Source organism: Chloroflexus sp. (genome assembly GCF_034432675.1).
GTDB lineage: Bacteria > Chloroflexota > Chloroflexia > Chloroflexales > Chloroflexaceae > Chloroflexus.
In genome coordinates this window covers 1-6,388 of sequence record NZ_DAOUBI010000076.1, presented here as the reverse complement: position 1 = coordinate 6,388, position 6,388 = coordinate 1, and the positions used below count along the sequence as shown (strand labels likewise).

Here is a 6,388-nt window from a genome sequence, read left to right as displayed (position 1 = left end):
GGCGTTGAGCGCGACGGGGGGAGGGGTGGAACACGGATGGACGCGGGTGAGGCGGATGCACGCGGATAGATCGTCACCCAAGGTGCACCCTTCTATCACCACAGCGACACGGCGGATGGGCATACCAGATGGGCGTGACGTAGTGCGTTTACGAAACTGGCTGCGACTCACACGATGCATACCGGTCAGATATGCTGCACAATGTGGTGCGCAGTGTCGTGCTGTGCATTATAGCAGGTAGTCTTTCGTGGCCTGCTCACAGCGTAGGTGGCAAATTGGATTAGCATACCAGTCTGGTCGTGGTGCACATAGGGGGAAAGGAGCGGGTTCACTGCCCGCTCCTCAATATTCCTATGCATTACCCATAACTCGGATACTGCATAGCTCCCGTGCAGGAGCTATGCATTACCCAAAACTGGTGTTAACCACGTGAGTATCAGCGGGTATAATCGCTATGGGTGCTGTTGTGGACGACTGACCCGGTGGCAGTGCACCGCTCCAGCCGTGGTATCACGTGCTGAATGGGTTGCCTTACACGCGCATTATGTGCGTATCGCGCAGTTTGGCGTGCGGCAGCCATGCTACCGCGCCAGCCGTGCTCACGATCCGGCGCGTGGCATACCGTTCCCCATCCTGGTCACGGCGGTACTGGATGTGCTCGTGCCGATCATCGAAACAGTCAGACATACATGCGATACCTGCACGTAGACGTATTGTTGCACCAGATTCGTGCCTGCGCACCAGCGGCCACGGCCAGCATCTGCCGGTGATGGAAGTATACCTCCACGCGGGCTGGAAGCCTGCGCCACGGGGAGCACTTACAGCCCGGTCTGACGCAGCGTGACATGTGGGTAATGCATAGCACCCCCAGCGGCTATGCATTACCTATACCTGGTGTCAACCACGTGCGTATCAGCGGGTATGATCGCTATGGGTGCTGTTTGGGCAACTGGCCCGGTGGCAGCGCACCGCTCCAGTCGTGCCGGCACGTGCTGGATGGATTGCCGTACCCGCTCGTTATGCGCGTGTCGCACGGTGTGGCGTGCGGCAGCCATGCTGCCGCGCCAGCCGTGCTTGCGATCCGGCGCGTGGCATACCGTTACCTGTCCTGGTCACGGAGGTGCTGGATGTACTCGTGACGATCCGGGAAGCGCTTGCCGCATGGCCAAATGCAGCAGGACACTGCGGAGTACGTGACCACATAGTGTGCTTGCCTCACAATCTGCCATGAGGTTTCATACCGGCTGCCGGGTGACAGGTGGGTAATGCGTAAGGGGCAGGATCATGCTCCAATGGTCTTCCTCCAGCGGGGGGCAGATTGGGAGGGGCGTAATCCTGAGAACGTCCATTCCCCACTCCCTACTGGCAGCGCGTCGGATTTTGAGCCTGGGAAAAGACCCGCTCGAACTCATCGAGATAGGCTGCGGCCAGCACCGGGTCTTCAATGATGAGCAGGTTTTCGTCGTTGGTGCGCTCGGCGCGGCTGGTGAAATTATACGAACCGGTAATCACAAACCGTTCATCAACCACAATCACCTTGTGGTGCATGGTATAGCAATTCCCGTCGGCTAGAACTTCTACGCCTGCTTCGTGCAACGGCCCAAACTCGGAACCGATCCCTCCAGCGTTACGCTGCTCGAACACCCCCCGCACCGGAATGCCGGCCTGCTGCCGATCAACCATCGCCTTGGCAATCTCGTCACTGGTAAACGAAAAGGCCATAAACACGACCGACCGGCGGGCATTGCTGATGACCTCAACAATCCGCGAGGCTGGCCGTTCGCGTGGTGTAAAGTAATTTTCGATAGTTGCCTGACCGGTGGTAATGCGAGTGTGGGGGGTTGTGGCCTGTTTGCTGTTGCCGAACCGACCGGCGGCCATTTCCGTAAATTCGACGCGATAGTTTTCGACGATAGCCGGAATAGTGATCCGCAACAGGTTGTTGTTGTTACGGTAGGTGTCGTTGATCGTCACATTCCACGATCCCGTCCAGACAATCCGGTTGTCAATGATAATGAATTTGCTGTGGAGAAACGCCGTTGTCTCTTCCCAGCTTATTGGAATCCCGCCCTTTTCAATAATTCCGGCGAATTTGGCATCTACCGGGTCCTCCAGGCTTTCACGGTCAAGCGCCAGCCGCACCTGTACCTCGCGCTGGTGGGCAGCAACCAGCGCTTCCGCCACTGGTTGCAGGGTGTATTCAAATGTCGCCAGATCGATACTCTGACGAGCGTTGGCAATATCGGTCAGCATATCGCGCAGAAATGATGGCGTGACCCGGTTGCGTGGCACATCGGGATAGACCAGCGCTGGTGTTGTGAAATAGACGGCGATGTCACCGCTGACATCAGGTTTAGATTGGGTTTCAATCCCGAATAGGGCCGGATCGAGACCGAAGCGGCGTAGATCAATAATCCCGGCATTAATCAGATAACCAAGCGCCAGGATGAGAAACAGGAGTATGATCTGCGTGCGGTTGGGGCGATACGGTCGTGACGAAGAGGGCTTGCGCGCCATATATTCCCCAGTCTAGCGACGGCCCAGATGGGCCAGCAGGCTGAATGGTATCGCATGCAGCCACCGCTTCGGATACACCGGTACCCCTCGCGGGGAAGGGGGGGGACTGATAGTGTCAGGGGGAGCATGAACAGTATCACGATCAGTCGCGCTTCCCAGCACAACACCCGCTACCGGATCAGCACGCTGATCCGGTGCGGTTTCGCTTGTCGCTGGTGGTGTCGGCAGCAGAGTCGTAAGCGCCCGTTCCGCCGTCGCCACTGTGCCATCTGCCCGCGCAGCGGCCCGCACCGCCTGTCGCAGCGCCTGCGCAATCGTCTCGGCGGTAGCCTCATCAGCAGTCGTCGCCGTCAATGTAACAGCACGGGTTGTTGCCCAGCGCAGCAACTGCATAGCTTGATCATCGGTTAAGCCGGCGGTCAGACGCTCGTCTTCTTGCAGCGCTTCAACGACCAGTTGTTGCAGCGGTGTGAGATTGCGGCTCATATGCCCAACCTGCCTTACAGCCGTGAACGTGGATCGAGCGCATCGCGCAGACCATCGCCGACGAAATTAATGCTAAGCACCGTCAGAAAGATCAACAAGCCGGGAAAGAGGGCCAGCCAGGGGGCTGCCTGCAAATACTGGCTACCGTCGGTCACCAGCCGGCCCCAGGTCGGTGTATCAGGCGGGAAACCGACACCCAGGAACGACAGGGTTGACTCGGTGATAATCGCACTCCCTACTTCAAGCGTTGCAGCAACGATAATCGGACCGATAGCGTTGGGTAGAATGTGGCGAAACATAATTGCCGGACGGCTGATACCCAGCGCAATGGCGGCCTCAACAAACTCCTTCTCCTTGAGCGACAGGAAGGTGGCGCGCACAATCCGGGCCGTACTCATCCAGGCCAGACTCCCGATTACCGTGACCACAATCGTGAAGATACCGGCCTCCGGCGAGCCCATGAGTTGAATGACGGGATCGCGGAACAGATAGACCACCAGCAACGTGAGAGGAATGGCCGGTAGCGAGAGGAACAGATCGGTAATCCGCATCAAAATCTGGTCAACAATCCCGCCCAGGAAACCGGCAGTAGCGCCGATGATGGTACCAAGTGAAATCGCAATTGCCATTGCGGTCAGCCCGACTAGCAGTGAGACCCGGCCACCGTACAAAGTGCGTGCCAGCAGATCACGACCGAGATCATCGGTTCCGAAGGGATGGATGGCACTCGGGGCGGAGAGGATATTGAGAAAATCGAGATGGTCAATAGCCGTTTGTAGGTCAACCCGATCCTGCAAAAATGGCGAACCGATTGCCTCTAGTTCTGCTGCCAGGCGTGGTACATAGAAATATGGCCCAACAAATGAGAACAGGGCCAGCATGAACAGTACAACCACCCCCAACATTGCCATGCGATGCTTGCGAAAGCGCCGCCAGGCATCGCTAAGCAGCGAACGTGGTTTTGCAGCCATCCGCGTGGTCATCTGCTGGGCACGGGCACTGGCCGAAATTCCTATGGCACCATTCATTTCTATTTCAGACATACGCTAACCCCTTCCGGTTGCCTCTCGCTTACGAATAGCGTACTCGCGGATCGAGCACACCGTAGAGAATATCGGCAATCAAATTAAACATCACCGTCAAAATGGCAAAGATGAACGTCAACGCCATCACGACCGGGGTATCAGAATTATTGATCGACGTAATCAACAGCGCACCCAAACCATTCACCCGGAAGAGGTTTTCGGTAATAATTGCGCCGGCGAAGATGGTGGGAATACCGAGGGCAATCAACGTGACCACGGGGATCAGGCTATTCACCAAAACGTGACGCAACACAACCATTCGGTCGCTCAACCCTTTGGCACGCGCTGTGCGCACATAATCGAGCGAGAGGTTGTCGAGCATTGATGAGCGCATGAAGCGGGTGAGGGCAGCGGTTTGTTGCACAACCAGCACCAGCACCGGCAAGGTCATCTGGCGTACCTGTTGGGTGAAGGTTTCCCAGTCAACGACCTGCAATGTTGTATTGTACACAATTGGAAACCATTTCAGATTAATTGCAAAGATCAGCATCAATACTAGACCGGTGAAGAACGAAGGTACTGAAAACCCAATAAACGCAAAAAAGGTAGCAACGTTATCAAAAATTGAATACTGCTTTACCGCAGAAATAATGCCAATCGGAATTGCCAGCAACACCGCGATCAGATATGCTGTGCCCACAACTATCAATGTCTGGGGGAGACGTTGCCAGATCAGATCAATCACCGGGCCACGGGTACCGAACGAGAAGCCCCAATCCCCTCGCATAAGCGAGGTCAACCAGCGTACATAGCGAATTGGCCAGGGTTGATCCAGGCCAAACTGAATCCGAATCAGTTCACGGGTCGATTCGGGAATGGCCGGATTGAGGGCAAACTGGGCCAGCGGATCACCAGGGGCAAGTGCGAGCACGGCAAAAATTACAAAACTGATAATCAGGAGCGTTGGGATAGCAATTAAAATACGTCGAATAATATACTGCAACATACGCCATTGCCCCTGTCGACTGTAGCACGGCTATAAGTCCGTGTTACGCTTCACCTATATCCTGTGCCGGCTTACCGGCGTAAAGATTGAATTGCTGTCAACCGTTTTTCGGTCAGTGATGCCAAGGCTGCATCCGTGGCGTGCGAAAGCTGTGCTTCCGCACAGTCTGGCTTATGAACACCTGCATGCAAGAGTCACTGTATGCGCCCAATTTGTCGAAGTGTTAGGGCAAGTCAGTGCTCGAACGTACCATTGTCAACAATACATGACATGCGCCGGTGATTAAGATGCGTTCAATATTGTACAGTATGTTTCAGATAGATGAAACCGATATCGAGAAAGCGCGAGAAGCGACAGGATTGCTCCTGCCACCCCTCGCGCAGACACTGCTTACGGCACGCGCCGCCAGCTTGCGATATTCCAGATGCTGCTATCGAAGGTGTTGAAGGTTGGCCCTTCCAGGTTCTTCAGCTTGGCGTTGGGCGTGCGGCGGTTGATCAGCGGAATAACCGCAACATCGTTGACCAGTAAATCGTTCATCTGAATGGCCAGCTCTGCCCGGCGCTGCAAGTTGAGTTCCCTCTTCAACTGCTCGAAGAGCGCATCGTATTCAGGGTTGCAGTAGCGACCATCGTTGTTGCCGTTCCACTGGTTAGCCGAAGAGGCTACCTCAGCACAGATCCAGCCTTGCAGATACTGCTGCGGATCGGTCGAAGATGGACCATTAGTGTACATTTGCAAGTCGGCGTAGAACTTGTTCAGCGTGTCGGGGTTGCCCGGATCACCACCGAAGAAGACGGCGGCATCGATGGCCTTCACGTTGACCTGAATGCCGATTTCGGCCAGATTCGACTTGATAATCGCCTGTTCGCCCTGACGCAGCGTGTTAATGCTAGTCTGGAACGAGACGATCAGCTTAACTCCATTCTTCTCGCGCACCGATCCACTCAGCACCCAGCCCGCCTCTTCCAGAATCCGCTTCGCCTCTTCCACATTCCGTTCGCAGCTTGTGTTGGGTGAATTGACGTTAGCCGGTACCACCAGAATATTGCAAGTCGGTTCGCCGGTTGGTCCGTAGAGCTGTTCGGCGATAGCTTTGCGGTCAATCGCCAGCGCGATGGCCCGACGCACGGCGGGGTCGGTCAGGAAGGGGTGCGGCTGATCAGGTTCGCTGCGCTTGTCACCCAGGGCCGGGTCAGGGTTAGCGAAGTTGACCACAATCCGCTCGACACCGAACGAACCGCCAGCGATAGCATCACAATTGCCGGCAGCCAGAATCGGTTCGAGCACGGCCTTCGGAATCTGCAAGTTCCAGGCAAAGTCGACCTCAGCCGTTTCACAGACCGCCCGTGCC

The 6,388-nt window shown here is 56.0% G+C and carries 6 protein-coding genes; all 6 read right to left on the bottom strand.

Translation table 11 applies throughout. The annotated features are described in order from the left end of the window. Positions 1-531: 531 nt before the first annotated feature. Positions 532-687: a hypothetical protein gene (locus VAE55_RS06180; protein WP_322814928.1), complete on the bottom strand. Its 156-nt coding sequence runs from the start codon at positions 685-687 to the stop codon at positions 532-534. Positions 688-1,359: 672 nt separating this feature from the next. After that, complete coding sequence (locus VAE55_RS06175) at positions 1,360-2,517, bottom strand: phospholipase D-like domain-containing protein (RefSeq protein ID WP_322814927.1); 1,158 nt, start codon at positions 2,515-2,517, stop codon at positions 1,360-1,362. Between the two features lie 12 nt (positions 2,518-2,529). Continuing rightward, positions 2,530-3,003 carry a hypothetical protein gene (locus VAE55_RS06170; protein WP_322814926.1) on the bottom strand — a complete coding sequence of 158 codons (474 nt, stop codon included), beginning with the start codon at positions 3,001-3,003 and terminating at the stop codon, positions 2,530-2,532. 14 nt (positions 3,004-3,017) lie between these two features. Next, positions 3,018-4,046: an ABC transporter permease gene (locus VAE55_RS06165; RefSeq protein ID WP_322814925.1), complete on the bottom strand. Its 1,029-nt coding sequence runs from the start codon at positions 4,044-4,046 to the stop codon at positions 3,018-3,020. 28 nt (positions 4,047-4,074) lie between these two features. After that, positions 4,075-5,034 carry an ABC transporter permease gene (locus VAE55_RS06160; RefSeq protein WP_322814924.1) on the bottom strand — a complete coding sequence of 320 codons (960 nt, stop codon included), beginning with the start codon at positions 5,032-5,034 and terminating at the stop codon, positions 4,075-4,077. Between the two features lie 390 nt (positions 5,035-5,424). Next, positions 5,425-6,388: peptide ABC transporter substrate-binding protein (locus tag VAE55_RS06155; protein WP_322814923.1), on the bottom strand; the 964-nt coding region annotated here is incomplete at its 5' end.